Raw genomic sequence first — 25886 nt, 5'->3', positions numbered from 1 at the left:
CGCCGGCCGGACACCGAGGCGGGTGCTGGCCCGACGCGGGGCCTCAGCCGTTCGCGGCAGCCCACTCGGTGTCGAGCACCGCGTACACGTAGGCGTCGTGCCACACCGGACGCCCCGCGTCGTCGGCGCTGAACGACGCGGACTGCCGGAAGTGGCCCTCGCGCCGCAGGCCGAGGCGTTCGAGCAGGCGCCAGGACGCCTCGTTGCGCGGGTCGCAGTGCGCGATCACTCGGTGCGCACCCCACTGGTCGAAGCACACGTCGAGCAGAGCGCGGCACGCCTCGGTCGCGTAGCCCTGGTGCCAGTGGTCGGGGTGGAAGACGTAGCCGAGGCCGTAGCTGCGCCACTCGCGAGGGTCGTCGTGGTGCAGGTAGAGGTTCCCGACGAGCGTGCCGTCGTCCCGGAGGCAGACCGCCCAGAACGACGGGTCGTGCGCACGCGCGCCTGCGAGCTCGTCGCACTGCGCGCGCGTCTGGACGCCGTACGGCTCGAAGCGCACGGCCTCGGGTCGCGACAGGTAGCCGTGCAAGCCCTCGCCGTCGTCGGGTGCGAACCGCCGCACGACCAGCCGGTCGACGCGGATGCGGGGCGGGTCGGGCGGGTCTGCGGACGTCATGCCCGCAGCCTCGCGCGCAGCCGGTCGCTGACGCGTCGGACCTTCGTCCGACGCGCGTCGTCGTCGCCCTCGCTTCAGTGGTGGCGACCGCCGACGCCGCGGACCGCGTGGCGGAGGTAGACCGTGCCGTTGGCGAAGCGGCGGTGGTCCAGCAGCTCCAGGTCGAGCCGGACGTCGGTCGGCAGCGCGGGCTTGCCGCCGCCGACTGTGACCGGGTGCAGGACCAGCACGCACTCGTCGACGAGCCCGTGCCGGAAGGCCTCCGCCCCGAGAGTCGCGCCGCCGACGCTCAGGTCCTTCGGGGACGCCGCCTTGAGCCGCCGGACCGCCTCCGGGTCGAACTGCCGCTCGAGGCGGGTGCGCGCCGTCGAGACATCCGTGAGCGTCGTCGAGTAGACGACCTTGTCGGTGTCACGCCAGACCTGCGCGTACTCCTGGACGACCGCCGGTTCGTCGGCGAGCCACTCGTCGTCCTCCCAGACGCGCATCGTCTCGTACATGCGCCGGCCGTACAGGGACGTGCCGATGCGGCGCTCGTGGTCGTTCCAGAACTGGTGCACCTCGTCGTCGGGCACCGACCAGTCGAACGCACCTGAGGCGTCCTCGACGTAGCCGTCGAGCGAGGTGTTCGCCGCGTAGATCAGCTTGCCCATGCGTGCCTCCGGTCGACGGGCCTCCAGGTTCTCGCGACGCCGCCCCGCGAGCAACGGTGCTCACGGGGCGGCGTCGTCGGTCTGGCCGGGCCGGTCGGTCTCGGCGTCAGGCCGCGCAGGTCAGGGCCGGCGTGCCGGGCGCACCGGAGCCGATGAAGCCGAAGCTCGTCGTCCCGCGTGCGGGAAGGCTCCCGTTGTACGGCGCGTTGGCGACGGTCGCCGTCGAGCCGGACGTCCTCACGGTCCCGTTCCAGAGGCTGCTCACCGACGCGCCGGACAGCGTGACGGTCCACGACGAGAGCGCCGAGGAGCCGGCCGTCACCGTGACCTCGCCCTGGTAGCCGCCGGGCCACGTGCTCACGGCGCGGAACGTCGCGGTGCAGGCGGCCGCGCCGCTGGTCGGGGTGGGTGTCGGGGTCGGCGTCGCCGTGGGAGTGGGGGTGGGAGTGGGGGTCGGCGTCGGCGTCGGGGTCGGCGTGACCGTCGGGTCGGGGGTCGGCGTCGGGGTGGGCGTCGAGTCGTCCCCGCCCTTCGTCGTGTACGGGACGACCGTCCGCGGTGCGGAGCACTTGCCGCCGCAGCTCGACGGCAGCGAGAAGGAGTACTCGCGCCCGCCGAACAGGTACGCGTCGTCGACGTCCTTGACCCGGATCTTGTAGTCGGTGCCGCCCGGCGTCGTCGGCTTCAGCAGGAACGACTGGCCCATGTCGACGTTCATCGGGGTCTGCACCCACGCGCCGTCGGCGAAGTGCTCGATGCCGTGGATGCCGTTGGGCAGGTGGTTGATCGAGACCCCCGCCCACCACTTCTCCGAGCCCTGGATGAACCCGATCTCGATGTCGCCGGTGTAGTTCGGCGCCTCGATGAACTGCCAGCTGACCTTGCGGTTGCCCCAGTGGTTCGGCTCGAGGTCGCCCACCGCGGTGCCGTTCTTCACGAACCTGTTGATGGCCTGGTGGGCCAGGTCGAGGTGGTACGGGTCGTCCCGGCACCACGCGTTGGGGTCGCCGCAGCTGTCGGCGACGAGCATGTCGAGCGTCGCGCCGTTGTACTTGTCCTCGACCCACGCGCCGTTGCGGCAGAACGCCTGCCCGGCCGCGCCGTCGTTGAGGCCGGTGCAGTAGTCGTCGATCGACACCCGGACCCATCGACCGCAGTTGCGGCCGTTGTCCCACATGCCGATCTTCGGGTCGCCCGCGGCCATCGGGCGCGGGTACATCGCGTAGTCGCCCGGGGTGTCGAAGACGTTCAGCGCGATCCAGTTCTGCGTCTCGAGCTGGTCCTGCGGGAGCCCGCAGCCGCCGTAGGGTGCGCCGAGGTTGTCGAACCACGTCGCGTTGCCGGTCACCGGGCCGGTCTCACCGCCGGGCGGCACGGCGTCCGCCTGGGACTGCACGCCGACGAGCGCACCACCCGCCAGCACCACGGCGAGCAGACGGCTCCATGAACGGATCTTCCCCGGCGACGACATCACGAGCTCCTCTGGTGGTCAGCGATCGGCCCGAGTCTTCACCTCTGCGCGGGCCCCGGGCGGCGGGGTCGCCCGACCGTCCCCGGGGGCGAATCGATTACGCCGCGCGGCCGCTGGTCGGCCGGCGGGCTCTGTCGATTCCGGCGAGGCTCGTCCGTCACGGGAGTGAACGCCACGAACCGGAGGAGCGACATGACGCGGTATGCCATCTACTTCCACCAGCAGTGGGTCGGAGACCACCCGGCCGAGTGGTTCCAGACGCGCGTGGAGCCGAGCAAGGCGGTCGTGCGCGAGATGGAGGAGGCCGGGGTGCTGGTCTTCGCGGGCGGGCTCGAGGAGAACCTGGCCGACGCGTTCAGCGCCGACGCGACGAGCGGGACGCTGTCCATCACCGACGGCCCCTACACGGAGACCGCCGAGTACCTCGGCGGCATCACCGTCATCGACGTGCCCGACCGGGAGTCGGCCGAGATGTGGGCCGGCAAGGTCGCGCAGGGGTGCGGGTGGCCCCAGGAGGTCCGAGTCATCAGGTAGGCGCTCACGCGTCCATCACCCCGTGGTTCAGGGTCGGTCAGGGGCGGGTGCCTCGTCGTGCTCGTCCGAGTGGTGTTCGTCCGTGCGGCGCTCGTCCCAGGCGACGATGCGGGCGAGCAGCGGGACGGCGGCCGCGATCGTCTGCCTCTCCTCGGGGTCGAGGGCCTCGGCCAGCGCGAGCGTGAGCCAATCCGTGCGGCGACGCCGTTCCCGTTCGAGCGCGGCACGACCCTGGGCGGTGAGCACCAGCGGCGACTTGCGGCCGTCCGTCGGGTCGGGGGAGCGCTCGACGAGGCCCTCGTCCTCGAGCGCCCGGACCGTGCGCGCCATGGACTGGGGGCGGACCCGCTGGGCGCCGGCGAGCTCGCTGGTGGTCAGCGCACCCTCGCGTGCGAGCAGCCCGAGGACCGCGGTCAGGGCCTGGGGGCGGGGGTCCTCGGCGCGCCCTCGTCGGACGAGCCGGCCCAGCTGCAGTCGGAGCTCGGCGGCCAGCAGTGCGTCGTCCATGCCTGCAGCCTACGCCCCGACGGACAGCAGAACTGTGCAGTCTTGCTTGACATCTCCCGACCCTGCGATAGACAGTCTTGCTGTCTTTCTCTCCCAGAGTCAGGAGTCCCCCATGCCCGTCGACGTGCTCGATCCCGCCACCGCCCTCGTCCTCGTGGACCTTCAGAAGGGCATCACCGCCCTCCCGACGGTCCACGACCCGGCGGTCGTCGTCGCCCGCGCCGCCCTGCTCGCCGCCGCCGCGCACCGGGCGGGGCGCCCGGTCGTGCGCGTCCGCATCGAGTTCTCGCCCGACGGCGGCGACCTGCTGCGCGGCCGCACCGACTCGCCCGGTCCCGCCGTCGCGCAGCCTGCCGACTTCTCCGAGCTCGACCCCCGCGTCCCCATCTCGTCGTCCGACCTGCACGTCGCCAAGCGCGGGTGGGACGCCTTCACCGGCACCGAGCTCGACTCGCGCCTGCGCCGCCGGGGCGTGCGTTCGGTGGTCGTCGCCGGGATCGCGACGAGCATCGGCGTGGAGTCCACCGCGCGGACTGCGCGCGAGCTCGGCTACGAGGTGGTCGTCGCGCACGACGCCGTCACCGATCTTGTCGCGTCGGCGCACACGAACGCCCTCGAGGTGATCCTGCCGAGGATCGCCCGCCTGGAGACCGCGGCGGCGCTCGCCGACCTGCTCGCGGAGCCGACGAGCAGCGCGGCCGCCTAGCGACGCCGCGCGACCGAGACGCCTGCCGTCGGGGCGTGAGGACAGGGTCGCAGAGCGCCGAGCGCTCGAGCGCGTGGCGGGTGGTGCCTCCTACCGCCTCGTCGACCAGGGGCTCCTCGACGCGGCCCTGGTGCCGGTGGTCTACGCCGGCGCCATGCTCGCGCCGGCGATCGGCGCGCTCATCGTCGGCGCGCTGCACGACCGGTTCGGCCCGGCGTCGTCCTCACGGTCCCGGTGCTGGTCGCGGCTGTGCCGCCGCTCGCGTTCGCCGCGACGCTGCCCGCCGTCTGCAGGTCGTCGCGGTCGCGCTGATGCGCGCCTCGTCACGGTCACACAGGTAGCCATCTATACCCCCGGGGGTATACAGTCTCGTATCAGATGGCCGCCGGCTGACCCCCACGCCCCTCACCCAAGGAGACCCCCATGTGCTACCCGACCACCTGCAAGACCTGCGGCAAGACCACCTGGGCCGGCTGCGGCCAGCACGTCGACGGCGTCAAGCGCTCCGTCCCCGCGGCCCAGTGGTGCCCGGGACACCCGGACGCCCCCTCGTCGGGTGGCTTCCTCGCCCGGCTCTTCGGCCGCTGAGCCGCGACCCCGCGGCATGCGCTCGCTCGGCTTCACGAAGGAACTTCGCATGATCAGGAACGCACGGGCCGCGCGGGTCTCCGGCCTGGTGGCGCTCGTCGGCGCCCTCGCGCTGGCCGGGTGCACGTCGTCGGCGGACGTCGAGATGGACGCCGACACGGTGGTGATCGACGTGCGCACCGCCGCCGAGTACGGCGCGGGCCACCTCGAGGACGCCGTCAACTACGACGTCCAGAGCCCGGGCTTCGCGGGCCAGGTCGCCGCGCTCGACCCCGAGGGCAGCTACGTCGTGTACTGCCGCTCGGGGAGCCGCGCGGGCGTCGCGGTCGACTACCTGGAGGAGCTCGGCTTCAACGACGTCCAGAACGCCGGGGGTCTCGACGACGCCGCACGGGCCACCGGGCTCGAGGTCGTGTCCTGACCCCCTCGCCCCGACGACCGACGCCTGGCTGAGCCCGCCTCACCGGCGTGACCAGACCTGGTTCGTCGACCCCGTGCACGTCCACAGCAGCACCGCGGTGCTGTTCGCGGTGAGGTTGCGGTCCACGTCCAGGCACAGGCCCGACCGCGCGCCGCGGATGGTGCCGTTGCTCTGGAACGTCCACTGCTGGTTGGTGCCGCCGTTGCAGTCCCACAGCTGCACGCGCGTGCCGGCGGTGGCGCTCGGGGGCGCGTCGAGGCATCTGCCCAGCGAGCGCAGCGTGCCGTCGGAGCCGGCGGTCCACGTCTGGTTGGCCGCCGAGTGGCAGTCCCAGATGACCAGGCCCGTGCCGTTCGTCGTCGCGCTGCCCGGCACGTCGAGGCACCGTCCCGACGACGCGCTGACCAGTGCGGAGCCGGTCGGCGGCGGCGGGGTGGTGCCACCGGCGCTCACCCGGAACAGGGCGACGCCGTGCGGGGCGACCTGCGCGGAGAGCTGGCTCGTCGTCGCACCCGTCGCGCCCGTCCAGACCTCGCGGTACTGGTAGGTCCCGGAGCCGAGCCCGACCTGGCTGAGAGTCGTCGAGATCTGCCTGGTGCCGTTGCCGCGGTTGAGCAGCGCGACGGCCACCGAGCCGTCCGCGAGCGGCTTCGCCCAGACCTCGGCGTCACCGTCGTCGCGCACCCGATCGGCCTGTCGCACCAGCGGGTCCTGGTCGATCGCGAGGACGTCCGGGTGGGTGAGGATGCCGCGGACGTCCGCGCTCATGTTCCGCAGGTCGTTGCCCGCGATGAGCGGTGCGCTGAGCATCGCCCACATGCTCATGTGCGCGCGGTTCTCGGTGAGGCTGAGGGCGTTGCGCACGCCGACCATCAGCATGTCGGGGTCGTTGTACTGGCCCGCCTTGGTCCACTCACGCATGGGCTCGACGATGTCGAGGGCCTCGGTGATGCCGACGAAGCAGTCGGCCGACGGGGAGCAGCCCGTCGACCAGGAGGCCGACAGGTCCTCCGACGTACGCCACAGGTCCGAGAACGCGCCCCAGCCCGAGTACGTCGGGGCGGTGTTGGAGTGCGCGCTGTTCGGGTTGATCGAGTACACGATCGGGCGCCCGGTGGCCTTGAGCGCGTCGCCGAACCGCTTGAACACGGCGGCCTGCTCGCTCACGTTGCCACGCGGGTCGCACCAGTCGTGCTTGACGTAGTCGACGCCCCAGGACGCGAACAGGTTCGCGTCCTGCACCTCACGCCCGTACGACGACGTGCCCGGCAGGTTCGCGAAGTACTGGTTGCAGGTCTTCTCGCGTGGCGCGTGGTAGATCCCGAACTTCAGCCCCTTGCCGTGGATGTAGTCGCCGAGCGCCTTCATGCCCGACGGGAACCGGTCGGTGCGCGCCCGCAGGTTGCCGTTCGCGTCGCGCGTGTCCTGCATCCAGCAGTCGTCGACGACGACGTACTGGTACCCGGCCGCCGCCATCCCCGAGCTCACCATCGCGTCCGCGGTCTGCCGGACCATCTGCTCGTCGATGGTGCAGTAGAACGTGTTCCAGCTGTTCCAGCCCAGCGGCGGCAACGGCGCCGGCTCCTCGACGGTCGGCGCGCCCGCGGCGGCGAGCGCGGCCGTCGGCTGAGCCGCCTGCGCGCCCGAGCCGAGGGTGAGGGCGGACACCGTCAGTGCGGACGTGACCAGCGCGGTGCACCAGCGAAGACGACGAGAAGTTCTCACGAGCGGCACTCCCTTGTGCGGTGGAGGTGGACGAGCCGTCCGGGCGGCTCATATGAGCGCTCACATCGCTCGCCATCGTGGGCAGCACTCCGTCGGCGGGCAACCGCCGGGACAGCGTCCGAAACAGTTAGCCGGCCCCGGTCCGTCGGGCCGCGTCGTCGGGCTGCCGACGCAGCGTTCGTCGCAGAGGGCCGCGCGTCACTCGTCGGCCGCGGCGCGCGACTGATCGGGACGAACCGCGATGATCGGGTCCCAGGCGTGCGCACGCGGCGACAGTGGTCGTCGGAAGGGAGCACCGTGATCACCTGGCTCAACCAGCTCGTGGACCTCGTCGAGGACGACCTCACCGAGGACCTGCGCGTCGACCGGCTCGCCGCCCGGCTCGGGACCACCGAGTACCACCTGCGGCGGATGTTCTCGGCGCTCGCCGGGATGCCGTTGTCGGAGTACGTGCGGCGTCGGCGGATGACGGCGGCCGCGGCGGACCTTGTCGCCGGGTCCGACGACCTGCTGACCCTCGCCGTGCGCTACGGCTACGGGTCCGCCGAGGCGTTCGGCCGGGCGTTCCAGGCGGTGCACGGCGTGAGCCCCGGTCAGGCCCGTCGCGACGGTGGCCCCTTCCGCACCCAGCCCTGTCTCAGGTTCCGCCTGACCGTCGAAGGAGCAGCTCCCATGGACGTCCGCCTCGTCACCCGACCCGCCTTCCACCTGGCCGGCCACGCCACCCGCGTCCCGCTCGTGCACCAGGGCGTCAACCCGGCCATCGCGCTGCACGTGTCGTCGCTCGCGCCGCAGGAGCACCAGCGGCTCAAGGCGCTGGGCGACACCGAGCCGCACGGTCTGCTCGCCGTGAGCGCCGACCTGGACCCGGACCGCCGCGAGGGCTCCGAGCTCACCTACCTGCACGGCGTCGCGGTCGCCGACGCCGGCACGGCCCCCGACGACCTGGACGTCCTGCCGGTCGAGGCCGGCGCGTGGGCGGTCTTCCGAGCGTCCGGTCCCTACCCGGACGCGCTGCAGACCCTGTGGGCCGCGACGGCGACCGAGTGGTTCCCGTCGAACCCCTGGCGCCTGCGGCCCGGGCCGGAGATCGTCGCGGTTGTCGACCGCGCCGACGACTTCAGCACCGCCACGGTCGAGCTCTGGCTACCGGTCGAGCCGAGCTGAGCCGCCGCCTGACCGTGGCGGGGTCGAGTCACCTCTCGGCGTCGCGGCCTCGTGGTGACACCATCGCCGTATGGCGGCGATCCGCAGGCTGGGCACCCTCGAGACCGAGCGCCTCGTGCTGCGGCCCCGACAGGTCGACGAGGCCGCGACCTACCGCCGGCTGTGGACGGAGAGGGACCTGCGGGTGCCGCAGCACCGGAGGATCGACGCCGAGGGTCGGCCAACGGTGGCGGAGATCGCCGGGCGGCTCAAGGAGGAGCCGGGGCTCCTCGCTGTCCACCGCAGGGACACGGCCGAGGTGATCGGGTACTGCGGCCTGACCGGCTCCGGGAGTGCGTCTCCCGACGAGCGGGAGCTGGCCTTCGAGCTGCTGCGGTCTGCGCACGGCCGTGGCTACGCCACCGAGGCGGGCGGAGCGGTGGTCGCCTGGGCGCGCGAGGCGGGCTACCCCCGGCTGTGGGCGACCGTGTGGGACTGGAACGTGGCGTCGCGCCGGGTGCTCGAGAAGCTCGGGTTTCACGAGACGGGCGCGGTGGTGGCCGAGTCCGTCCACGGCCACAGCCCGGCCACGGTCCGGCAGTTCTGAAAGGCGGTCCTGCGCGCCCGCCCTGTCCAGCCGGTCGCTCGGTCGCGACCCGCTCGACTCGACCTGCAGCCAGGGTGGCACCGCGGCCCGGACCGGCCGCAGCGAAGAGGTCTCCGCGCGGCCGGCCCGGGCGCCGGGTCACGAGAGGCTGCGGACGAAGGTGCGCAGGTCGTCGGCGAGCAGCTCCGTCGCGTCCATCGCGGGGAAGTGGCCGCCCTCGTCGAACTCGCTCCAGTGCGCCGCCGCACCCCACGGGTCCAGCGCGCGGCGCATGAGCGGATGGGTGTCGAACACGGCCCACCCGGACGGCACCGTGGGGGCGAAGGCGAAGTAGTCGATCGTCGAGTGCTCCGCCTCGTAGTAGAGCTGGGCGCTCGACGCCCCGCTGCGGGTGAACCAGTACAGGCTGACGTTCGTCAGGAGCTGGTCGCGGTCGACCGCCTCGTCGGGCAGCCGGGCGCCGCCGCGAGGGCTGAACTTCTCGGCGATCCAGGCGAGCTGGCCCACGGGGGAGTCGGTGAGCGCCGGCCCGATCGTGTCGGGACGGTGGTTCTGCAGCTCGAGGTAGCCGCGCTCGCCGACGAGCCCGGCGCGTACGGCCTCGAGCGCGGCGACCTCGTCGTCGGACAACCCGTCGGGCACGGGGAACTGGTGCCCGACCATCGCGAGCAACCGCCGGTCGCAGCCGACGTGCGTGCCGATGACCCGCTCGGGGTGGCGTGCCGCGAGCAGGCTGGTGGTGCCCGAGCCGATGTCGGTGCCGTGGACCGCGAACCTGTCGTAGCCCAGCCGCGTCATGACCTGGGCGTAGGCCTCCGCGGTGCGCGCCAGCTCCCAGCCGGTGCCCGACAGCGGCGTCGAGAAGCCGAAGCCGGGCAGCGACGGCACCACCACGTGGAAGTCGCCGGTGAGCAAGGGGATCAGGCGCTGGTACTCCACGAACGAGCCGGGCCAGCCGTGGTTGAGCACGAGCGGCGTCGCGTCGGGGTTCGTCGAACGCGCGTGCAGGACGTGGAAGGTCTGGCCGTCGACGACCGTCGTCAGGTGCTCGTGCTCGTTGAGCCGTGCCTCCTGCGCGCGCCAGTCGAACTCGTGCTGCCAGTACTCGGCGAGCTCCCGGAGGTAGGTGAGCGGGATGCCGCGGCTGAAGTCGGAGCGGTCGTCGCGGCCCGGCACGGGGTCGGGCCAGCGGGTGCGCGCCAGGCGCTGGCGAAGGTCGTCGACCTCGGCCTGCGGGATGTCGATGCGGAACGGGATCAGTGCGTTCTTGGTCATGGAACGAGACGCTCCCAGGCGATGCGGCGGACTTCCTTCCGCGATCGGTGCCAGGATCGCGGCCATGGTGGAGACCTCGGCGCGACTGCTCCGCATGCTCTCGTTGCTGCAGGCCAAGCGCGACTGGACGAGCGCCGAGCTCGCCGCACGCCTGGACGTCAGCACGAGGACCGTGCGGGCCGACGTCACCAAGCTGCGCTCGCTGGGCTACCCGGTGGACGCGCGTCCCGGCGTGGCCGGCGGGTACCGGTTGGTCGCGGGGACGGCGATGCCGCCGCTCCTGCTGGACGACGACGAGACGGTCGCCGTCGCGGTCGCGCTCGGTGCCGCAGCCGGCCGCGGGCTCGCCATGGCGGAGACGTCGCTCACGGCCCTCGCGAAGCTCGAGCAGGTCCTGCCTTCACGGCTGCGCCGCCGCGTCGAGGCGGTCCGCGACTCCACGAGCGCCGTCCCGGCGGCGGGCCCCCCGCTCGACCTGTCGGTGCTCGGCACGGTGGCCGCCGCCATCCGTGGCCGTGAGCGTCTCCGGTTCGGCTACACCACGCGTCACGGCCGGGCCGCCGCCCGCCACACCGAGCCGCAACGGCTCGTCGCCTGGGGCCCGCTCTGGTACCTGCTCGCCTGGGACCTCGACCGGGACGACTGGCGCGTCTTCCGCGTCGACCGCATGACGCCCCGCCCACCCACGGGCGCCCGGTTCCGGCCGCGGTCGATCGGCGAGGACGAGGCCGTCGCGCTCGTCGTCGCGCGCGTCAGCAAGGCGGCGTGGGCGTACCGCGCGCAGGTCCTGGTCCACGCCCCCGCGGCCACGGTCAGGGCCACGCTCCCGATCTCCCTCGACATCGAGGAGATCGACGGGTCCGCATGCCGGTTCGAGCTCGGCGCAGACGACCCGGACCGGCTCGCGCTGTGGCTGACCCAGCTCGGCGCGGACATCGAGGTTCTCGACGGCGACGAGCTGGCGCAGGCGTTCGACCGCCTCGCGACGAGAATGCACCGCGCAGCTCGAGTCACCCCGGCGCGGTGACCTGCATCGACGCCGACGCGCGACTCGTTCCTGTGCTCCGCGGTCCGACTCCAGCTCGCGGCTCCGACCGGCGTGGGCATGAGGGGGCGCCGGGCGGAGCGGATCGGCAGGGGGTCAGCGTGGCTTCGGCGGCATCCGCCACGTGAGGGCATAGGGGGTGTCGGCACCCGCGACCGACCGGTAGGCCAGCGCGAGGACGTGCCCGCGCTCGCTCAGGTCGACGACCTTCGCGACACCCTCGCCGCCCTGGCCGAGCATCAGCAGGTCGCCCGGCTGCCACACGAACGCCTGGCGCGTCCCCTCAGCGGGGTCCAGCAGGGCGACCCCCGCCACCTGCCCGGCGTCGTTGACCTGGTTGGCGAAGGTCTGCAGCCCCTTCGGGCCGACGAGCGTGAGCTTCCCGCGCTGCCACAGGTACGTGCGGCCGAGCGGCCACTCCGAGAGGTGCGACCCGGTGACGACCACGGCCTCGCCGCGCTCGTTGATCGCCGTCGCCCAGGACGACTCGTCGGCGCGCAGCCCTGGGACGTGCACCTGAGTGATCCGCCCGTTCGTCCAGATCGCCGCCCGGGGTGCCGTGCCGTGGCGCTGGACCGCGCCTGCGACCTGCCCGGCGTCGTTGAGGTCGAGGCCCCACATGGCACCGGTCGCGTCGCGCAGCACGCGTGCGCGTCCCCGTTCGACGACGAAGCCCACCTCGACACCCTCGCGAGTGACACCGAGTCCCAGGAACGTGCCCTGGTCGTTGACGTCCTGGAACCGCAGCGTGCTGTGGCTCTCGATGCCGCAGCCCCGTCCGCCGATGCTTGCGAGCCGGGTGATCACCGGGCTGACGACGAGGTCCGTCCTGACGCCGGCCCGCCACACGTAGGCCGTCTCGGGCCCGATGCGGTCGCCGTCCGTGTCGTAGCGGGTCCCGCCCGTCCAGCCGTTCTCGGTGATGCGGTGCACGGACGAGTTCGTCGCGAGGACGGTCAGCGTGCCGTCCTGCCAGTGGTACGCGGGGTCCCCGACGATCTCGCCCGCGTTGTTGAGGGCGCATGGCTGCCAGTCGCCCTCGAGGTCCGTCGTCACTCCCTCCTGCCAGATGAACGGCGTCCGGTCCTCGTTCGCCACGTCGCCGTAGTGGTAGCCGACGACCTGGCCACGGTCGTTCACGGCGGTCGGGACGACGACCCCGTCGTCACCGATGCGCACGGAGCTCTCCGGGTAGAGGCGCTCGAGATCCAGGTACGGGCCGAAGGGCTCGTCCCAGCTCTGCGTCAACGTCCGGCCGGGGAGCAGCGTGAAGACGTTCGCCTGCTCGAGGGTGTCCCGGTCGTTCGCGAAGTCGGGCGCGTACGGGCCGGGCGCGACCGCGCCGACCTTGACCTTTCCCGCCGGCAGTCCCGTGATCCGGTAGTGGTTGTCGTCGACGTTCGCCGGTCCGGACTTCAGGGCTCTTCCCGTGACCGCGTCGTACACCGTGACGGTGGCGCCGAGCACGGGGTCGAAGTTCGCGAGCACCTGCCCCTCGATCGCAGCCCCGGCGTTCGCGACCGTGATGCGGTCCGCGTCCTGCAGCCGGTGGCTGCGGGTGTCGCGGACCGTGAGCCGGTGGTGGCCCGTCCCGACGAGCGTCACGCCGGTGAACGTGTGCACCCCGCCGTCCGCCCGCGTGAACGTGTAGTCCGGCGGCAGCGCGCGCACCTGCCGGTCGTCGGTCGAGAAGCTCACCGTGCCGACGTACGGCCCGGTGTCCCGGCCGGTGGGGCGGAGCCGGACGGTGACGTCGAACGGGACACCCGCGACGACGCGCGTGGGCGCGGACAGGCTGACGACGTGGCCTCGTCCCGTCGCGGCGGCGGGCGATGCGGCGACCAGCCCGAGCGCGGCGAGACCGAGCACCGAGACCGACCACCATCCAGCTCCCCTCCGAGCCGCTCTGGTGTGCCGTCCTCCTCGCGAGGTCGCCATGTCGCGCTCCTCCTGGGCAGAGCGAGGCGGCGCCTCGACTCTCGCTGCCCCTTGACCCCGGGGTAGACCGCGGTCGCCGAGCGGCACAACTCAGAGCGGTGACTTCACCCTGCTCGGGACGCGCGCGTGGGTGCTCACCCACGGCGACGGTCCGGACGAAAGGGACCAATGCCCCAACATCCGGCGTCGTCGGCGCGGGTCCTCGTCGGGCCTACCGGCATGGTGCGGGTGCCCCCGGGTCCCAGCCCGCCTGTCTCAGCCCGTCTTGACGAGCTGCCACTGCTGGTTGGCGCCGTTCCAGTCGGAGTACTGGACGATGTTCGCGCCGTCTGCCGTGGACGCGCCCTGCACCTCGACGGCCTTGCCGCTGTTGCGGGCGATCAGCTGGACGTACCCGTCGATCGTCTGGAGGCTGAACTGCTGGTTGGCGGCGTTGTTGTCGCTCCACTGGATGATCGCCGCGCCGTCGGCGGTGGACCTCGCGGACACGTCGAGGACCTTGCCCGACAGCCGCGACTTCACCTTGTAGTAGCCGTTGCCGGCGTTGACGAACTGCCACTGCTGCTGGTTGCCGTTGTTGCGCGACCACTGGGTGATGCGCGCGCCGTCCGCGGTGGACAGGTTGTAGACGTCGAGGGCTTTGCCGCTGTTGCGGTTGACGAGCGCGTACCAGGCGGAGGTGTCCACGGGACCGGAGCCCTGGCCCGGGTCGGAGCCGCCGCTGGGGTTCCCGATGCTTCCCGGCACGGCGCGCAGCGCGGTGAACCAGGCGGCGGCCATCTTGTCGTAGCCCGTCGCGTTGGGGTGAACGCCGTCGCCCAAGTCGGCGGTGGTCAGCGCCCGGTACATGTCGACGAGGTGGACCTTCTTCCCGGCGGCTGCCCTGCTCGACACGATGCCGGGGATGGCGGAGTTGTAGGCCCGGACCTGCGAGTCGGCGAACGACACCGGGATCAGGGTCGCGACGAAGACGTCGGTCTGCGGGGAGGTGCTCGTGATCTTGTCGACGACGGACGCGAGCCGGGCGGGTGCGTTCGCCAGGTCGCGGTTCTGGGTGATGTCGTTGGTGCCGATGTGCAGCAGCACGGTGCGCGGCTGGTAGGTGCGCACCCAGTTCACGACGTTGGCGTCGATCTGGTCGATCCGCCAGCCTCCGTGCCCCTCGTGGTCGTGGTCCCACAGGCTGGCCGGGCCGTTGAAGGCCGACCCGACGAAGTCGGTGGTGTAGCCGTTCTGCGCCAGGCGCTGCCACAGCCCGACGCGGTAGCCGCCCCCACCGGGGTAGCCCTCCGTGATGGAGTCGCCCAGGGGCATCACGCGCGTGCCCCCGTTGCTCTCGGCGGTGGCGGGCGCGGACTGCGCCACGACGCCTCCGGCCAGTGCGACGCAGAGGGTGACGGCGAGCAGCAGCCGTCGGCCGAGTCGGTGCATGTCTTGCCTCCGATGTGAGCGCTCACAGGGCGGGAAATCCCCACTGTTGCACGGGGCTCGGGGGGCCTGCGATCGGCCCAAACGGTTAGGGGCAGGGCCGCTGGACAAGGTCGATCCCGCCCGCCAGAGTCACGCCGACCGGTGACTTCCGGCCCAGTCCGCCGACTGCCCACGGGGACCGTCGGCGCGCGTCGAACGACCAACGGCGATCGGACGAATCATGCGAGGAACTCAATGGCGGCGCCGGATCTGGCCCGCGGCTCTGGCGGTGGCGACGCTGATCACCGGGGGGACGGTCGCGGTGGCGCCCGCGGCGACCGCTGCGACCGGCTGCCGGGTGGACTACGTCGTCCCCTCGCAGTGGAACGGCGGGTTCACGGCCAACGTCAAGGTCACGAACCTCGGTGACCCGCTCAGCAGCTGGCTGCTCTCCTGGACCTTCCCCGCGGGTCAGACCGTGACCCAGGCGTGGAACACCACGCTCACCCAGAGCGGCGCCGTGGTGTCCGCGAGGAACGCGTCGTACAACGGCTCACTGGGCACCGGCGCAGCGGCGGAGATCGGCTTCAACGGCAGCTACGGCGGCTCCAACCCGGCCCCCACCGCGTTCACGCTCAACGGGACCACGTGCACGGGGTCGACCACCGGCACTCCGACGCCGACACCGACGCCCACCCCGACGCCGACCCCCACGCCCTCCGCCACGCAGACGCCGCCGCCGACCTCCCCGGCTGACCTGACCGTCAACACCGGCACCAAGTACCAGACGATCGACGGCTTCGGTGCCGCCGTGTCGATCTGGGGAGGCGCGTGGTCGACGGCCGACACCCAGACGCTCGTCGGGATGGGGGACAACCAGCTGGGCCTGTCCATCGTGCGCACGGGCATCTCGCCGGTGTCGAGCGAGTGGGGCACGCAGGTCAGCGCGCTCAAGACGGCGAAGTCGTACGGCTCGAACGTGAAGATCCTGGCCTCGCCGTGGACCGCGCCCGCGGCGTGGAAGACGAACAACAGCCGCACCGGCGGCGGGTCGCTCAAGTCCGACTACTACGACGACTACGCCAACCACCTGAACAGCTACGTGCAGTACATGCGTAACCAGGGCGTCACGATCGACGTGACGTCGGTGCAGAACGAGCCCGACTGGCACCCCGACTACGACTCGATGGCCTGGACCGGGGAGCAGATGCGTACCTTCGTGCGCGACCAGGGCGCCAAGGTGCAGAACACGAAGCTGATGGTGGCCGAGTCGCTCGGGTTCAACCGGTCCTACAGCGACCCGACGCTCAACGACGCCGCGGCCCGCAACAACATCGGGTACGTCGGCGGCCACATCTACGGCCAGGAGAACGGGCCGAACCTCGCGCCGTACCCGCTCGCCGCGCAGTACGGCAAGAACCAGTGGATGACGGAGTGGAACTACCACCAGGCCGACGGCAACGGCTCGAACATCTGGGGCGACCCGTCGAACGCCGCCGCCTGGAACGAGACCCTCGACAAGGTCATGTACACCGTGGACCGGTCGATGCAGTCCAGCTGGAGCGCGTACGTCTGGTGGTACGGGCGGCGCTACTACTCGTTCATCGGCGACGGTGAGTCGGCGTTCGGCACCACCGGCGGCGCCGTCCTCAAGCGCGGCTGGGCCTTCTCGCAGTACGCCAAGTACGTCCGCCCGGGCTACCAGCGGGTCGGCCTGACGAAGAGCTCGAAGGCGTCCCCGCTCGAGGTCACGGCCTACGAGGGCGACGGCAAGATCACGCTCGTCATGCTCAACCGCTCGACGAGCGCGGTGAACGGCGCCGTCATCCAGGCGCCGCAGGGCGTCAGGTCCGCGCTCCAGACGATGACGTCGCAGTACTCGAGCCGCGCGGCGCGGACCACGAGCGTCAACGGCAGCCAGGTGACGGTCGACGTCCCCGCCCGGAGCATCTCGACCGTCGTCATCACGCTCTGAGCCCTTGAGCGTCCGGCGGACGCGACCGTCCGACGGCGGTGCCCCACACCGAGCTGGCGTGGGGCACCGTCGTCGTCGTCGTCGTCGTCGTCGTCGTTGTCGTTGTCGTCGTCGTCGCGGGAGTCCGCCCGACGAGCGCCTGTGGCGAGCCGGGCAGCCGCGCCCCCGGGGTCAGGGCGCGTCGACGGAGCTGGTGAAGTCGAGGATCGCCGCCGCGAGCGCATCGGGAGCCTCCAGCGCGGCGTAGTGACCGACGCCGTCGAGCTGGACCGCGGTGACCTCATCCGCCGTGACCTGACCGAGCGTCGCGGAGGTGAACGGCCCGCCGCCGGCGCCGACGGCGAGCACGGGCACGGTCAGCGGCCTCGACTCCGCCAGGGTCCTGAGGTCGTCGCCCTCGGAGAGCATCGAGCGGTAGAGGCCGACGGCTCCGCGCCAGCCGCCGGGCCGGGCGTACGTGCGGGCGAACTCGTCGACGTCGGCGTCGGTGACGGACCCGGCGACGGCGGTCAGGCTCGGGAAGGCCCACTGGCCGAGCAGCTCGCGCTCGCGGCCGGCGAACAGCAGCTCTGGGATGCCGGCCGTCGTCAGGGCGCCGATGTGCCAGGAGCCGCCGTGCGTGACGTCGGCCAGCCCTTCCAGGCCGAACCCGGCCAGGCCCATCTCGATCGCCGTGAGGCTCAGGACGTCCTGCGGGTGCGCGGCCACGAGCCGGAACACGGCCCCTCCGCCGATGTCCTGCGCGCTCACGTGTACTGGCCCCCAGCCGAGGTGCTCGATGAGCCCGTGCAGGTCCTCCGCGGCGGTCGTGCTGTCGTGGTCGTCCTCGGCGGTGCTGGAGTCGCCGAAGCCGCGCAGGTCGACGGCGACGACCCGGTGGGTCCGTGCGAGCAGCGGGATGACCTTGTGGAACGTCCACCAGGTCTCCGGGAAGCCGTGCACGAGCAGGAGGGGCGACCCGGTGGCCCCCGCGGTGACGTAGTGGAGCTGCACACCGTTGATCCGCGCGGTGTGGTGCGCGACGGCGGGGATGGTCGCCTGCGTGGTGCTCATCGTCGACTCCTCAAATAGACAACTAGGTTGTCCATCACAGTAGACAACTTAGTTGTCCATGTCCATCGGGGTGTCTAGGCTCGTCGTCATGTCCCGGTCCGGCGCTGACCTCGCCCTGCTGCTGCTCGGCGGCTTCCGCACGCTCGTGGACGGCGCGATGGCCGAGCTCGCCGCCCGCGGCTACGACGACTTCCGCCCGACCCACGAGTTCGCGATGCGCGCGATCATCGCCGGCGCCGACAGCGCGTCCGACGTCGCACGACGTCTGTCCGTCTCCAAGCAGGCGGCAGCGAAGACCGTCGCGGTGCTCGTCGCGCGCGGCTACGTGTCGAGCGAACCGGACCCGTCCGACGCGCGACGCAACCGGCTCCAGGTCACCGCGCGCGGGCTCGACGTCCTGCGCGAGGGCGAAGCGGTCTTCGAGGACCTGCGCGCCCGGTGGGAGGAGAAGCTGGGCGCCGCGGAGCTCGCGCGCCTCGAGGCGAGCCTGGCGACGCTCGTCGGGAACTCCGCGGTGGACCCGGACGCGCCCGGCTGGGTCGGCCAGGACGCGGTCGCGATCGAGCACGAGTGAGTGAAGGAGGGCGGCGTGCGCAGCGAGTACGCGGGTGAGGGGCTGAGCGAGGACGGCGTGGCGCCGACACCGTTGCGGCAGGTCCGGGCGTGGGTGGCCGACGCGCAGGCGCGTCAGGCCGAGCGCGGGGACGTCGTCGAGCCCACCGCGCTGTCCGTCGCGACGGTCGACTCCGACGGGCACGCGAACGTCCGCACCGTGCTCATGCGGTTCCTCGACGAGCGCGGGCCCGGCTTCGTCACCGACCTGGGGTCCGCCAAGAGCCGGGAGATCGTCGCCACAGGGTCGGTCGCCGCATCACTCACGTGGCCGGCGATGTACCGCGCGGTCCGGTTCCGTGGGCGGGCGGTCCCTGTGGGCCGCGACGAGATCGCCGCCTACTTCGCGACGCGACCCTGGGGGTCGCGGATCAGCGCGTGGGCCTCGGACCAGTCGCAGCCGGTCGCGGACCGGGCGACGCTGGTCGCCGCCTACGAGCGGTACGCCGCGCTCTACCCGGACACCGGGTCTCCCGACGACGTCCCGGTCCCCGACGGGTGGGGCGGCTGGCGGATCGCGTGCGACGAGGTCGAGCTGTGGGCGGGCCGACGCGACCGGCTGCACGACCGGCTCGTCTTCACCCGCGTGGCCGACGGGGATCTCGACACGGCCGACGCGTGGACGCTCCACCGCCGCCAGCCCTGAGCGCGGCCCGCCGCGATCGTCGTCTATCCCTCCGCTACCGACCACGACGCTGCTCGGGCTCCGAGAGGACCGGAGTCGGGGACGGCCGTGCAGGTCAACGTCCGCTTCGGGTCCGCGCCGCGCGTCGCAGCGACGACCGCCCACCAGCCCTGACCGTCGACGTCGACACTGATGTCGAGCCCGTCGCCGTCGTCGGCCGGGAGCTCGAGCTGTCTCTGCTCCTGCACGGCCGCGAGGCTCGCTCCCTCGTGATCACTCGGCTGTGCCCGCGGATGCGCGGTGCTTCGGCCAGTGGTTCACATGACGCTCCCCGGAGACCGTCGAGAACGTCACCTCCGCGCGCGTCTTCTCCAGAGTGTCGTCCGCATCGAAACGGAGGAGCAGGCGTCGCGTCCACACTCGATGTCCGTGGGCGGCGATGACAGGGGTGGTGAGCTGCAGGCTCGTCGTCTCGCCCTCGACGTGGCCGCTGTAGCGGATGCGGCGCACGGGCACGGGGAAATGCACTGTCGCCCTGACGTCGTCGATCGGAAGACCGGCGGGATTGTCGATTCGAAACTCGTAGAGCCACGAGGCCAGGCCGTCGCCGTCCGGGTGATCAGGAGCCTCGAGAGGAAGCCAGGCGACGCTCACACCGTCGACCTCACGAGCGCGCTGTTCGCGGCGGTCGCGGGTCGCGGCGCCGACCTGTTTCGCTGCGTAGAACACCGCGCCCGCGGCTGCAACGCCAGCCACGAGCGAACTCACGGCGGAGATCATCTCGATTGTCGAGCTTGTCATGGGCTGCACTGTGTCGTCCGGGCTACCCGTGCGGCAAGTGCGGACGGGCTTTCTCGACGGTCGCACTTCGCGGAGCGACCGGAACCTGCACCGCGCGCGGTGGCCGTGGCCGTCGTGACTCGCTGAGGGTGGTCGCCCAAGAGGAGTGCCTCGGCCCTCATCGAACTGTGCCTTGGGGCAATAGCCGTGGCTTGCAGCCTGCGCCTCTCGCCGACCGCCGTTGCCGCCAGAAGTTCCAGCCGGCTCGCAGGAAACAGTTGTGTCGCGGTGGCCTTCGCATCGGGGCCGGTCTTCGGGGCAGCCGATGCGCCGGCGTCGATGTAGACCCTGACGGAGAGCTCCGGCCGGGAGGCTGTGTCGCTCAAGGCGCGCCACAGCCCGGAGGTGGCCTGGAAGTTGAACGTGGAGCACACGACGGACAGGCGTGCGTTGGCCACGAGATCTGCAGTGGACGTTGTCAGCGCGCTGGCTGACACGAGGTGACCCGGCATGGTCCAGATGGCTCGTGCTGTCGCGGTGACCGATCGCGCGCCCTGGATGGCACGCAGCACCGGCACGAGCCGCTCATCCGGCAGGTTGGCCGGCGACCGCGGCGCGGGAGGTCGGCGACGATCAGCACGGGCGTGAACCGCGCGTGCGGTGCGGGGCGGTTCGTCAGCACGCCGCCCCCGTAGGCGCGCGCGGCGCGGAGTGCAGAACGTCAGCCCACGCTGCGGGTCCGGCGCGTGGTGCTCGTCAGTGCAGCGAGTCGGGCGCCGATGTGATCGACCTGCACCAGGAGGTCGCGTGGGGCTGCGTTCAGGTCGAGGGTGTGGCAGTGGATGCGGATCGGGGAGTTGCGGATCTCATGCACGCATGCCTGCTCCTCACCGCGGGCGTAGACCAGGTGGCCGTCGGTCAGGTCGAGCGCGGTGCAGTAGGCGAGGAGCTGGTACAGGTCGGCTTGCGGGTAGCCGGAGGGCTTCTCGGCCTTGTACTTCGCATCGACGACGATGCGGGGGACCCCGCCGCGCTCCCAGATCAGGTCGGGGCGGATGGGAACGGCACCCGCGGTGTCGAGGTGGGTGCGCCACTGCGCGTGGGACCGGCCACCGGAACGCTCGAGGACGGCACCGAGCGTGGTGCAGACGAAGTCCTCGAAGATGCCGGGCATCGACACCAGGAACCCGCTGACCCGCAGGTCCCCGCGTTGCTGGTCGAACGACGTCGAGCGCAGGACGAGCTCGGCGACGGCCAAGGCAGGCGCGTACCGCTGGTTGAGGCGCGTGATCGTCCACGTCGGTAGCGGCGCACCGCCGCTGAGCGGGGACACCTCGGAAAGCAGGACGCGTAGCTGCTGGAGCCCGCGGCGGGTCGCCCGGGCCAGGCCGGGCGCGCGCAGGAGCCGGAGCGTCGCGCTGAGGATCACCTGGTTCTCGGCGATGTCCACTGTGTAGTCGTCGTACGTGACCTCGAGAGGGACGAGGCGGCCGAACCAGCGGCGGATCTGGTCGGCGTCGCGGATGCGGCCGCGTAGCACCGTCGTCGTCTCGTCGACCTGGCGGTAGCCCTGCAGGATCCCGCGCCACATCGCAGAACGCGCGTGGCGGAGGAGCGCGTGGGCGAGTGCCTCAGGAAGATCGGAACGCGAGTCGAGCTCGACGTCGGTGTCCCGCCAGTACGCGGGGTCACGGGCGTAACCGAGCATGAAGACGATGCGGTCGATCAGGACCTTCGGGGCCACACTCACCTGCACGTCGCCGGCGGTGACGACTCCGACGCGGTTCGCCGGGAACACATCCCAACGTCCGGGCACCGACGTGCGCCTGGCTGTGATCACCTCGGTCGCGACGAGCGCCTCGACCACCGCGTCGTCGAGGTCCCTGGTCTCGCTCGGGCCGCCCTCAGTCAGCGACAGGTGCACCGAGGGCATCGTCGTCCTCGTCGTCGAGCGGGCCGGCGGACGCTCGACGAACCTCCGCACGGATCTCGGCCAGGGCGTACCGCTGGTGGACGTCCGTGCCGTCGCCGTAGTGGCGTTCCTCGAGGAGCGGGAGGATCGCGGTCCGCCAGACCCGTGCGATGCCCTCGCTCGTCTGGCCGCCCGGTTTCATGAAGTAGGCCGGTCCGACGGCCGCTTCGGGGTCACCGATCCGCGCGTTGAGCACGTCGAGCAGCGCGGCCGCCTCGTCGTGGTGGTGGTTGGCCCGCAGCCAGCGGCGCAGCAACCCGGAGACTGGTTCGGACGAGGGGTGCAGCTCGATGAACGCGAACCGACGCCGCATCGCAGTGTCGACCAGGGCGATGGAACGGTCGGCGGTGTTCATCGTGCCGATGAGGAACACATTGCCGGGCAGCGTGAAGCCAGGTCCGTCTTCACTGCCGTACAGCAGGTCGATCTGCTCGTCTCGGTACTCCAGCAGGAAGTACAGCTCGCCGAACACCTTCGCGAGGTTGCCGCGGTTGATCTCGTCGATGACGAGGAAGTACGCGGTGCCCGGGTCCTGACGAGCCTGGTCGACGATCTTGCGGAACGGGCCCGCCTGCAGCGAGAACCCGCCGTCCGGCGTGGGCCGGTACCCCTCGAAGAAGTCCTCGTAGGAGTAGGCGGGGTGGAACTGGACCAGCCGCACCCGGGAGCGGTCGCCGGCCAGGTGCGTCGCGAGCCGCTTGGCGAGGAAGGTCTTGCCCGTTCCGGGCGGACCGTAGAAGACCAGCTGCTTCTTCTCCGCGAGCACCTCGGTGCACTCCCGCAGCCATGACAGGTCGATGTGCAGCTCACGTGCCAGCGCCTCGTCCGGCGGGACGAGCCGGAGCGTCGGAGTCGCCGGGATCTCGGTCTGTGCGGTGAGGAGGGCGTCGAGCTCCGCCAGGTGCGCCGTCAGGTCGACCACGTCGTCGGGGCTCTGCAGGGTCGCCGCGAGCGCCGACGAGACTCGACTCGCGTCGCGCTGGACCGCCCATTGCGCGGGTCGCTCGACGAGGGTGCCGAAACCCTGTCGGCGCGACGTCGCCTCACCGGTGATCGTCCCGACCAGGACTGCGCGGTCGACGAGCGTGACCACCAGATCGCCGGGGTGCATGCGGTCCAGCAGCGTGTGCAGGACGTCGACACGACGAGCACGCGCCGTGTAGGGCAATGACGCCAGGTCCTCGTCGACGATGGTGCGCAGCTCGTCGACGGTCGAGCCCGGCTCGAGCTCGCGCACCGCGCCCGCGTCGAACGCGACGACTCCGTCGCGCCGCCACGACTCGACCCCGTCCCGGTTGCGGACCAGCCACGCGCCACGCACGGCCGGTGTCTCGGGCTGCGGCTTGCCGCCACGCCACGCGTCGAGCGCCGCCCGTTCCTCGTCGGACCACTCCGCCAGGGCGTCGTGGCTCACGGTCGTCCAGATCAGGCCCTGCGCGTCCAGTCGGTCGCGCAACTCGATGCCGACGCCGCCCGCCCTCTCCAGCACCTCGTCGCACAGGTTCAGCAACGCCTCGAACCGCGCGCTCGGCGCAGCCGCCGGCGGCTGCTGTCCGGTGAGCTCGAGAGCCTTCGTCACCGGGGTCGGACGGTAGGGCGGGTACTCGGCGACGTCCGTCGCCATCAGCAGCAGCGAGCCGAGCGACGTCGCGTTCCCGGTCGTGTAGGTGTTGCGGCCGGAGATCGCCTTGAGGTCCTGGTGGAACGCGTCGAGCGCGTCTCCGCGCGGCCCGGGGCCCATGAGGCTCAGGATCGCCGCACCCACCTCGTCTGCGTGGTCGCGCAGGTCGTTGAACAGCGCCATGCGGAAGAACGTGTCGACGAGGTTGACGTTCAGCGCCGCGCGAAGCGACGTCACCCACGCGTCGTCACCAGCCCCGAGCTGTCGCAACGCTGTTGCGAGACGTTCCGCCGTCTCCAGCTTGTAGGTGCGCTCCTCGCGGTCGAGGTCCACGTCGCGAGCGAACCGGGCCGCCCACGCCATGAACTCGTCCCACGCGGAGGACCTGCGAGCCCTGGGGTCCCACATGCTGTGCCACGGCTCGTCGTACAGGTCGACCGGGCCGCCCTGTTCGAGCGACAGCGCGTCGTAGATCTGCCTCAGGTCGGCGTCGATGTCGGCGCTCGCTCCACCGATCCGGTCGGCGAACGCGGTTCGGATCGCCCGGCGGTGCTCGCCGTTGACGATCGGCAGGTAGTAGCTCGGCCACGCGAGGTACTTCAGCGCGTACCGCTGCGCCGGCTCCCGATGCTCCGTGACAGCCGTGAGCTCCGACGCGAACCGCTCAGGCTCGGTGAACGCCGACTGCTGCCGTGCCGGGTCCAGCGACCGGAAGTGCGCAGCGAACGCGATGAGGAGCGACAGCTGCTGGAACCGGCGAGTCTTGAACGCGACGCCCCCGTTGAACACGCCGCCGTCGAGAGCGTCCGCGAGGTCGGCCGGCACCGTCACCGGGGTGCTCGACATCGACAGCACCCTCTCGAGCAGGCGGCGCTTGGTAGCCCCTCTGTAGTCGGCAAGCGGGAGAACGTTGAGGTAGAAGATCTCCGCGAACAGCTGCACCGCGCCGTCCGACACCGGATCGAGCTGCTTGACGAGCTTCGCCTCGAACGAGCTGCCGGACACGTCCGGCTGGTCGACGAACGCGCGCTGCAGCTCCGCAAGATGCTCGGACGTCCACACCTGTCGGCCAGGGGCGAAGGCCGAGTCGCCTTGGACGAGGCCGGCGTGGAGCACCTGAGCCGCGGCATCCTCGACGGCCACGATGTCTGGCTGCGTCAGGGGCGTGAGCGGGCCGGGCCGAGAGTCATCCGGCGACGGTGTCTCGCCCGAAGGGCGATGGATGGTGGAGGCCTTGCGCCGGAGCCGCTCTTCGAGCTCTGCCAGGTAGTCGTTGGCATCCGGAGACATCTGGCCGCGCTTGAGGATGGAGCGGCACCGGCCGGCGGCCTGCGCCGCGATGTGAGGGCTGCTCGGCACCGTTCCGGTGAGGAAGCTGTCGGCGACAGCCCGGTAGTTGAAGACGAAGTTCGACGTCGTCACCCGGAGCTCTGCGGCGATCTCGTCAGCCGTGAGACCGCGCTGGAGCCCGCGGTACACCTCACCTAGGCGAGTCTGGTCGGCGGCGATCACCTGCTCGAGCTCGGCCCGCACGCCCGCAGCCGGGGCAGTGTGCGACGGTTCCTCTCTGTCCATGGCCACCTTCCGACGTCCCTAGAGGCCGAGCGCTTCGATGACCGCTGCGGCCTTCGCGCCCTCGTACGACGCCATCGCCTGGAAGTGGTTGCTCGGCTTGAGGTCGAGCGCGGCGTTGACGACCGCATAGTCGATGCTCACGAGCTCCAAGGCGGTCACCGAGTACACGTACTCGAACACGCCCTTTTCGGGGTGGCTCGTCCAGATCTGCTGCGCGAAGCCGCGGTTCTGGAACTGGAACCCGATTCTTCCGGTCGCCCAGATCCGGCCCCCGCCGGTGAAGAGAACCGGGTCTCCCTCACTCACCCTCGAGTACTTCGTGAGGTTGTGGCGGTACGTCCCCCAGAAGTGGGCCTCGTCGCCGTACCGACGCTCCAGGTGCCTGCGCTCGTCGTCCGTGAGGTGGCGGGCAGCCGGGGAGCTCAGCGCGACGGCGCGCAGGAGGGACCTGGCAGCGTTGATCTGTCCGTCGTGCTTGCCGAGTGACGGATGGACGAGCAGCGCAGGCATCAGGCCTCCGGTACTGGAAGAAGCGGTAGCGCACATCGTGGCGCCGACCATGCAGACCATCGGCAGCGACCCGCCGAGATCGTGGCGATTTCAGCCACGTGAAGAGGCGTTGAGCCGGCCGCGCTCCCTACCGATAGAACCGAGGAGGCGACCGGAGGGCGCCACCGTGCCTGCGTCTCACGGGCTGCTGTCCGATTTGGTCCGCGGTGGGGCGTCGGCCGCTGACTAGGCTCCCGGTGATGCGCGAGTGGCGCGCGGCTCGAGTCGATGGCAAGGCGGGCTGCGGACAGGGATGAAGGCCGACTCGCCCCACTGAATGGCGACGGAGCCCCGCGACGCCTGAGGAGGCGGCCCTCTCGAGGCGCTTCGAGAGATCCTTCCCCACGACGGCCGGACGACCGTGTGGGGGAACCGCACGTTCGTCGACTCGAACAACCAGACAGCGGAAGTCGACGCGCTTCTCCCGACGCCTGTGGGTCTGTTCTGCGTCGAGCTCAAGGGGTGGCACGGGACCATCACGG

Annotated in this window: 24 protein-coding genes; 11 read left to right on the top strand and 13 right to left on the bottom strand. The window is 71.6% G+C overall.

Features of this window, described 5'->3' with window-relative positions:
• Positions 1-43: 43 nt before the first annotated feature.
• From CWIS_RS00920 to CWIS_RS00910, 3 genes are all read right to left on the bottom strand, one after another.
• Positions 44-616, bottom strand: coding sequence for a GNAT family N-acetyltransferase (locus CWIS_RS00920; RefSeq protein ID WP_053071479.1), 573 nt, complete (start codon positions 614-616; stop codon positions 44-46).
• Between the two features lie 74 nt (positions 617-690).
• The gene (locus CWIS_RS00915) at positions 691-1269 is read right to left on the bottom strand and encodes a dihydrofolate reductase family protein (protein ID WP_048341337.1); all 579 of its coding nucleotides are present in this window, start codon (positions 1267-1269) and stop codon (positions 691-693) included.
• A gap of 106 nt (positions 1270-1375) precedes the next feature.
• Positions 1376-2740, bottom strand: coding sequence for a cellulose binding domain-containing protein (locus CWIS_RS00910; RefSeq protein ID WP_048341336.1), 1365 nt, complete (start codon positions 2738-2740; stop codon positions 1376-1378).
• A 192-nt stretch (positions 2741-2932) separates the two neighbouring features.
• On the opposite strand from CWIS_RS00910, the gene CWIS_RS00905 reads away from it, so the two are divergent.
• Entirely contained in the window at positions 2933-3274 is a 342-nt protein-coding gene (locus CWIS_RS00905; protein ID WP_048341335.1) for a YciI family protein, read from the top strand.
• Between the two features lie 27 nt (positions 3275-3301).
• On the opposite strand, the gene CWIS_RS00900 is transcribed toward CWIS_RS00905, so the two are convergent.
• A complete protein-coding gene (locus CWIS_RS00900; RefSeq protein WP_048341334.1) occupies positions 3302-3781 on the bottom strand; it encodes a MarR family winged helix-turn-helix transcriptional regulator in 480 nt (159 codons plus the stop codon).
• A 112-nt stretch (positions 3782-3893) separates the two neighbouring features.
• Here CWIS_RS00900 and CWIS_RS00895 point away from each other — a divergent pair, with 112 nt between their 5' ends.
• The 3 genes from CWIS_RS00895 to CWIS_RS00890 all read left to right on the top strand — a co-directional run bounded on the left by CWIS_RS00895 (position 3894) and on the right by CWIS_RS00890 (position 5496).
• The gene (locus CWIS_RS00895) at positions 3894-4487 is read left to right on the top strand and encodes an isochorismatase family protein (protein WP_048341333.1); all 594 of its coding nucleotides are present in this window, start codon (positions 3894-3896) and stop codon (positions 4485-4487) included.
• A gap of 423 nt (positions 4488-4910) precedes the next feature.
• On the top strand, positions 4911-5075 hold the full coding sequence (locus CWIS_RS18550; protein ID WP_170210943.1) for a hypothetical protein: 165 nt from the start codon (positions 4911-4913) through the stop codon (positions 5073-5075).
• Between the two features lie 49 nt (positions 5076-5124).
• Complete coding sequence (locus CWIS_RS00890) at positions 5125-5496, top strand: rhodanese-like domain-containing protein (protein ID WP_048341378.1); 372 nt, start codon at positions 5125-5127, stop codon at positions 5494-5496.
• Between the two features lie 39 nt (positions 5497-5535).
• Here CWIS_RS00890 and CWIS_RS00885 read toward each other — a convergent pair whose 3' ends face one another.
• Positions 5536-7164 (bottom strand): ricin-type beta-trefoil lectin domain protein, encoded by a 1629-nt coding sequence (locus tag CWIS_RS00885; RefSeq protein WP_231583622.1) that lies wholly within the window; start codon positions 7162-7164, stop codon positions 5536-5538.
• A 354-nt stretch (positions 7165-7518) separates the two neighbouring features.
• On the opposite strand from CWIS_RS00885, the gene CWIS_RS00880 reads away from it, so the two are divergent.
• Positions 7519-8388: an AraC family transcriptional regulator gene (locus CWIS_RS00880; protein ID WP_048341332.1), complete on the top strand. Its 870-nt coding sequence runs from the start codon at positions 7519-7521 to the stop codon at positions 8386-8388.
• Between the two features lie 70 nt (positions 8389-8458).
• Positions 8459-8974 (top strand): GNAT family N-acetyltransferase, encoded by a 516-nt coding sequence (locus tag CWIS_RS00875; protein WP_048341331.1) that lies wholly within the window; start codon positions 8459-8461, stop codon positions 8972-8974.
• A gap of 138 nt (positions 8975-9112) precedes the next feature.
• On the opposite strand, the gene CWIS_RS00870 is transcribed toward CWIS_RS00875, so the two are convergent.
• Positions 9113-10249 carry an epoxide hydrolase family protein gene (locus CWIS_RS00870; protein WP_048341330.1) on the bottom strand — a complete coding sequence of 379 codons (1137 nt, stop codon included), beginning with the start codon at positions 10247-10249 and terminating at the stop codon, positions 9113-9115.
• Positions 10250-10313: 64 nt separating this feature from the next.
• On the opposite strand from CWIS_RS00870, the gene CWIS_RS00865 reads away from it, so the two are divergent.
• Positions 10314-11276 (top strand): YafY family protein, encoded by a 963-nt coding sequence (locus CWIS_RS00865; protein ID WP_048341329.1) that lies wholly within the window; start codon positions 10314-10316, stop codon positions 11274-11276.
• A 114-nt stretch (positions 11277-11390) separates the two neighbouring features.
• Here the strand turns inward: CWIS_RS00865 and CWIS_RS00860 are convergent, their stop codons facing one another.
• Positions 11391-13163: a hypothetical protein gene (locus tag CWIS_RS00860; protein WP_048341328.1), complete on the bottom strand. Its 1773-nt coding sequence runs from the start codon at positions 13161-13163 to the stop codon at positions 11391-11393.
• Positions 13164-13487: 324 nt separating this feature from the next.
• Complete coding sequence (locus CWIS_RS00855; protein ID WP_231583621.1) at positions 13488-14597, bottom strand: RICIN domain-containing protein; 1110 nt, start codon at positions 14595-14597, stop codon at positions 13488-13490.
• A 286-nt stretch (positions 14598-14883) separates the two neighbouring features.
• On the opposite strand from CWIS_RS00855, the gene CWIS_RS00850 reads away from it, so the two are divergent.
• Complete coding sequence (locus tag CWIS_RS00850) at positions 14884-16617, top strand: cellulose binding domain-containing protein (protein WP_082156116.1); 1734 nt, start codon at positions 14884-14886, stop codon at positions 16615-16617.
• Positions 16618-16788: 171 nt separating this feature from the next.
• On the opposite strand, the gene CWIS_RS00845 is transcribed toward CWIS_RS00850, so the two are convergent.
• Positions 16789-17670 carry an alpha/beta fold hydrolase gene (locus CWIS_RS00845; protein WP_048341326.1) on the bottom strand — a complete coding sequence of 294 codons (882 nt, stop codon included), beginning with the start codon at positions 17668-17670 and terminating at the stop codon, positions 16789-16791.
• An 88-nt stretch (positions 17671-17758) separates the two neighbouring features.
• Here CWIS_RS00845 and CWIS_RS00840 point away from each other — a divergent pair, with 88 nt between their 5' ends.
• Together CWIS_RS00840 and pdxH are read left to right on the top strand one after the other, a co-directional pair.
• Positions 17759-18244 (top strand): MarR family winged helix-turn-helix transcriptional regulator, encoded by a 486-nt coding sequence (locus CWIS_RS00840; protein WP_048341325.1) that lies wholly within the window; start codon positions 17759-17761, stop codon positions 18242-18244.
• Between the two features lie 15 nt (positions 18245-18259).
• The gene (gene pdxH / locus CWIS_RS00835) at positions 18260-18928 is read left to right on the top strand and encodes a pyridoxamine 5'-phosphate oxidase (protein WP_231583620.1); all 669 of its coding nucleotides are present in this window, start codon (positions 18260-18262) and stop codon (positions 18926-18928) included.
• 252 nt (positions 18929-19180) lie between these two features.
• Here pdxH and CWIS_RS00825 read toward each other — a convergent pair whose 3' ends face one another.
• The 4 genes from CWIS_RS00825 to CWIS_RS00805 all read right to left on the bottom strand — a co-directional run bounded on the left by CWIS_RS00825 (position 19181) and on the right by CWIS_RS00805 (position 25365).
• Positions 19181-19708, bottom strand: coding sequence for a hypothetical protein (locus tag CWIS_RS00825; protein WP_048341322.1), 528 nt, complete (start codon positions 19706-19708; stop codon positions 19181-19183).
• 700 nt (positions 19709-20408) lie between these two features.
• Complete coding sequence (locus tag CWIS_RS00820; protein ID WP_048341375.1) at positions 20409-21620, bottom strand: McrC family protein; 1212 nt, start codon at positions 21618-21620, stop codon at positions 20409-20411.
• On the bottom strand, positions 21592-24855 hold the full coding sequence (locus tag CWIS_RS17350) for an McrB family protein (protein WP_082156114.1): 3264 nt from the start codon (positions 24853-24855) through the stop codon (positions 21592-21594). The genes CWIS_RS00820 and CWIS_RS17350 overlap by 29 nt, the downstream gene beginning before the upstream one ends.
• 18 nt (positions 24856-24873) lie before the next feature.
• Positions 24874-25365, bottom strand: a complete 492-nt coding sequence (locus CWIS_RS00805) for a hypothetical protein (protein ID WP_156186503.1) — start codon at positions 25363-25365, stop codon at positions 24874-24876.
• A gap of 373 nt (positions 25366-25738) precedes the next feature.
• On the opposite strand from CWIS_RS00805, the gene CWIS_RS19795 reads away from it, so the two are divergent.
• Positions 25739-25886: nuclease-related domain-containing protein (locus tag CWIS_RS19795; protein ID WP_369796443.1), on the top strand; the 148-nt coding region annotated here is incomplete at its 3' end.

Origin of the sequence: Cellulomonas sp. A375-1 (assembly GCF_001040865.1) — a bacterium.
Taxonomy (GTDB): Bacteria; Actinomycetota; Actinomycetes; order Actinomycetales; family Cellulomonadaceae; genus Cellulomonas; species Cellulomonas gelida.
Note: the sequence above shows the minus strand (reverse complement) of the source record. Positions and strands in the feature narration are given on the sequence as shown.

Coding starts and splice junctions, on each gene's coding strand:
- CWIS_RS00845 (WP_048341326.1), bottom strand. CDS start 17,670: ATGAGCACCACGCAGGCGACCATCCCCGCCGTCGCGCACCACACCGCG.
- CWIS_RS00905 (WP_048341335.1), top strand. CDS start 2,933: ATGACGCGGTATGCCATCTACTTCCACCAGCAGTGGGTCGGAGACCAC.
- CWIS_RS00920 (WP_053071479.1), bottom strand. CDS start 616: ATGACGTCCGCAGACCCGCCCGACCCGCCCCGCATCCGCGTCGACCGG.
- CWIS_RS00875 (WP_048341331.1), top strand. CDS start 8,459: ATGGCGGCGATCCGCAGGCTGGGCACCCTCGAGACCGAGCGCCTCGTG.
- CWIS_RS00895 (WP_048341333.1), top strand. CDS start 3,894: ATGCCCGTCGACGTGCTCGATCCCGCCACCGCCCTCGTCCTCGTGGAC.
- CWIS_RS18550 (WP_170210943.1), top strand. CDS start 4,911: ATGTGCTACCCGACCACCTGCAAGACCTGCGGCAAGACCACCTGGGCC.
- CWIS_RS00840 (WP_048341325.1), top strand. CDS start 17,759: ATGTCCCGGTCCGGCGCTGACCTCGCCCTGCTGCTGCTCGGCGGCTTC.
- CWIS_RS00915 (WP_048341337.1), bottom strand. CDS start 1,269: ATGGGCAAGCTGATCTACGCGGCGAACACCTCGCTCGACGGCTACGTC.
- CWIS_RS00805 (WP_156186503.1), bottom strand. CDS start 25,365: ATGCCTGCGCTGCTCGTCCATCCGTCACTCGGCAAGCACGACGGACAG.
- CWIS_RS17350 (WP_082156114.1), bottom strand. CDS start 24,855: ATGGACAGAGAGGAACCGTCGCACACTGCCCCGGCTGCGGGCGTGCGG.
- CWIS_RS00850 (WP_082156116.1), top strand. CDS start 14,884: ATGCGAGGAACTCAATGGCGGCGCCGGATCTGGCCCGCGGCTCTGGCG.
- CWIS_RS00910 (WP_048341336.1), bottom strand. CDS start 2,740: ATGTCGTCGCCGGGGAAGATCCGTTCATGGAGCCGTCTGCTCGCCGTG.
- CWIS_RS00865 (WP_048341329.1), top strand. CDS start 10,314: ATGGTGGAGACCTCGGCGCGACTGCTCCGCATGCTCTCGTTGCTGCAG.
- CWIS_RS00900 (WP_048341334.1), bottom strand. CDS start 3,781: ATGGACGACGCACTGCTGGCCGCCGAGCTCCGACTGCAGCTGGGCCGG.
- CWIS_RS00825 (WP_048341322.1), bottom strand. CDS start 19,708: ATGACAAGCTCGACAATCGAGATGATCTCCGCCGTGAGTTCGCTCGTG.
- CWIS_RS00870 (WP_048341330.1), bottom strand. CDS start 10,249: ATGACCAAGAACGCACTGATCCCGTTCCGCATCGACATCCCGCAGGCC.
- CWIS_RS00820 (WP_048341375.1), bottom strand. CDS start 21,620: ATGCCCTCGGTGCACCTGTCGCTGACTGAGGGCGGCCCGAGCGAGACC.
- CWIS_RS00890 (WP_048341378.1), top strand. CDS start 5,125: ATGATCAGGAACGCACGGGCCGCGCGGGTCTCCGGCCTGGTGGCGCTC.